The sequence below is a fragment of the Cellulomonas hominis genome, assembly GCF_005239125.1.
GTDB lineage: Bacteria > Actinomycetota > Actinomycetes > Actinomycetales > Cellulomonadaceae > Cellulomonas > Cellulomonas hominis_A.
Genome location: NZ_SZYE01000295.1, coordinates 1 through 2,751 on the forward strand (window position 1 = coordinate 1; position 2,751 = coordinate 2,751).

Annotated in this window: 2 protein-coding genes; both read left to right on the plus strand. The window is 75.2% G+C overall.

Annotation, left to right across the window (positions count from 1 at the left end):
• The first annotated feature begins 158 nt into the window (after positions 1-158).
• Positions 159-1,190, plus strand: coding sequence for a hypothetical protein (locus FA014_RS19025; RefSeq protein ID WP_154731177.1), 1,032 nt, complete (start codon positions 159-161; stop codon positions 1,188-1,190).
• A gap of 36 nt (positions 1,191-1,226) precedes the next feature.
• A complete protein-coding gene (locus FA014_RS19030) occupies positions 1,227-2,165 on the plus strand; it encodes a tetratricopeptide repeat protein (protein WP_154731178.1) in 939 nt (312 codons plus the stop codon).
• Positions 2,166-2,751: the final 586 nt, after the last annotated feature.

Genomic DNA, 2,751 nt, shown 5'->3' on the forward strand with positions numbered 1-2,751 from the left:
GCCACCCCACGCGGGACCGCGGGCACCGGCGCGGAGGACGACGACGCCGCGACCCGGGCGCAGCGCGCCGACGCCTGGCGCCGCATGTGGGGCTTCCCCGGCACGGACGAGGGCGGCGCACCGACGCAGGACGACGACAGCCGGACGGAGGAGGGCCGATGACCGCACGCACCACGGGGCACCGCCCCGGATCCGCGCGCCTGCGCCGCCGCCTCGCCGCCACGGCGATCGCGCTGGTCGCCGCCCTCGGGCTCGCCGCCTGCGCCGACCCCGTGCCCGAACCCACGCCCGATGCGGTGCCGGCGGTCCCGCCGCCCGCCCTCACGGTCGCCCAGTCGACGGACGTGCTCGACCAGGTGGGGACGGTGCTCGCCGCCGGGGACCAGGCGCTGGACCCCGCGGGTCTCGGCTCGCGGCTGCTGGGCCCGGCGCTCGCCATCCGCTCGGCGGAGTACGTGCGGGCCACCGCCACCAACGGCGAGCGCCCGCCGGTCACCATCCCGACGACCGCGCAGACGCTGATCACCCCCGACACCACGAGCTGGCCGCGGACCCAGATGGTCGTGACGGAGCAGCCCGCGGACCTCCAGGCGCCGCTGCTGCTCGTCCTGGTGCAGAACGGGCCGCGGGAGCCGTACCGGCTGTGGAGCTGGGCGCGGCTCGGGCCGGCGGTGCAGATGCCGCTCACCGCGACGCCGGAGGAGGGGAGCGAGCCGGTCGCGGCCGACGACGACTCGCTGCTGCTGACACCGACCGAGGCGCTGGCGCAGTACGCCGACGTCCTGACCAACGGCGACGCGTCCGCGGCCGCCGCCACCTTCCCGGCCGACTTCTTCCGCACCGCGATCACCGAGGCGCGGAACCAGACGACGGCGAGCCTCCAGGCGGTCGCCACCGTCGCGGAGACGGTCGCCCCGGTCGAGGGGGCCGTCATGGCGCTGCGCACGGCGGACGGCGGGGCCATCGTCGTCGGGCAGCTGTCGACGGTCACCACCATCACCCTGTCCCAGGGGAGCATCACCCTCAACGACCCGTTCGACGCGGCGCTGGCCGGCAAGACGAGCGTCTCGAAGAACCTGGTCCGCACGTGGACCGACGTGGTAGCGATGTACGTGCCGCCGACCGGCGGCGGCGAGCAGGTGACCGTGCTGGCGGCGGAGCACGCGCGCACGGCGGTCACCGGTGAGTGATGACGTGAGAGCACGCGAGAGCAGGAGCACTTCGGCATGAGCCAGAACCCGGCCCACGAGCCGCGCCTCAACGTGCGCGGGGCGGTCGACCTCTCCGGGCTCGGGCGCCCGGCGACCCCCGCGCCCGGCACCCCGGGCGGCCTGCCGACGCCGGGCCCGTACACGGTCGACGTCGACACCGAGGGCTTCCCGGCCCTGGTGCAGTCCTCGACCCAGCACCCGGTCGTCGTCCTGCTGTGGGCGTCGTGGAGCGAGAGCAGCATCAACCTCGCGCGCGACCTCGGGGCGCTCGCCGACCAGTACGCCGGTCGGCTCCTGCTCGCCCGGATCGACTCCGAGGCCAACCCGCAGGTGGCTGCCGCGTTCCAGACGCAGTCGGTCCCGGCGGTCGTCGCGGTGCTCGCGGGGCAGCCGCTGCCGCTGTTCCAGGGGGCGCCGCCGGCGGACCAGGTGCGCGGCGTGCTCGACCAGGTGCTCGAGGCCGCGGCCGCGAACGGAATCACCGGGACCGTCGCGGCCCAGGAGGCCGAGCCGGTGCCGGCCGAGCCCGAGGAGCCGCCGCTGCCGCCGCTGCACCAGGAGGCGTACGACGCGATCGAGCGCGACGACCTGCCCGCCGCGGCCGCGGCGTACGAGCAGGCGCTCCAGGAGAACCCGCGCGACGAGATGGCCCGGGCCGGGCTCGCCCAGGTCGGGCTGCTCAGCCGGACCCGCGACGTCGACCTCGCCGCGGTGCGCAAGGCGGCCGCGGACGCGCCGACCGACGTCGACGCGCAGCTCGCCGTCGCGGACGTCGACGTGCTCGGCGGTCAGGTCGAGGACGCGTTCGGCCGACTCGTCGACACGATCCGGGTCACGTTCGGCCCGGACCGGGAGCGGCTGCGCGTGCGGCTCGTCGAGCTGTTCGACGTCGTGGGCGCCGACGACCCCCGGGTCGCCGCCGCGCGCCGGGCGCTCGCGAGCGCCCTCTACTGACGGCGGACCCCGCGCGCGGCCGGTCGGCGAGCGCGGCGTCCGGGCAGACGGGCCCGTCCGACCTCCGTGGTCGGGCGGGCCCGTCGCGTTCCTGGGGGGCGAGCCGGCCCCGCGGCGGGCCGCGTCCCTCCGACCCCGGCACGCGGATCGCCGCAGGTGAGCGCGCTGGACGGGGTGACCGCCGTCACGGCGCCCCGAGTTGACGCTCTCTCGGGGTCGTGCGTAATGTTCTTCTTCGTCGCCCGGCAGGGAGGAACGGACACCGAGGATCAACCCGGTGGCTGGTCCCGCGGACGACCACCCCCTTGGTACGGCCGGAACGGGACTGGTGTCCCGGACGTCGCCGCGCCGCGGGACGATCCACACGGATCGGGACGGTCCACACGGACTTGACCGGGCGGAGCGGATCGGATAAGTTTGAACGGTTGCCTCCGGTCAGGTGCTCACACGAGTGGCTGAGGGATGCGCGTCTGTTCTTTGAGAACTCAACAGTGTGCCTAGTAGTTGATGCCAAGATGGTTCATCGGCTCGGGTGGTCGTTCCCGTTCGGGGGTGGCTGGTCGTGGTCGGTGGGTCTTGGTTGATA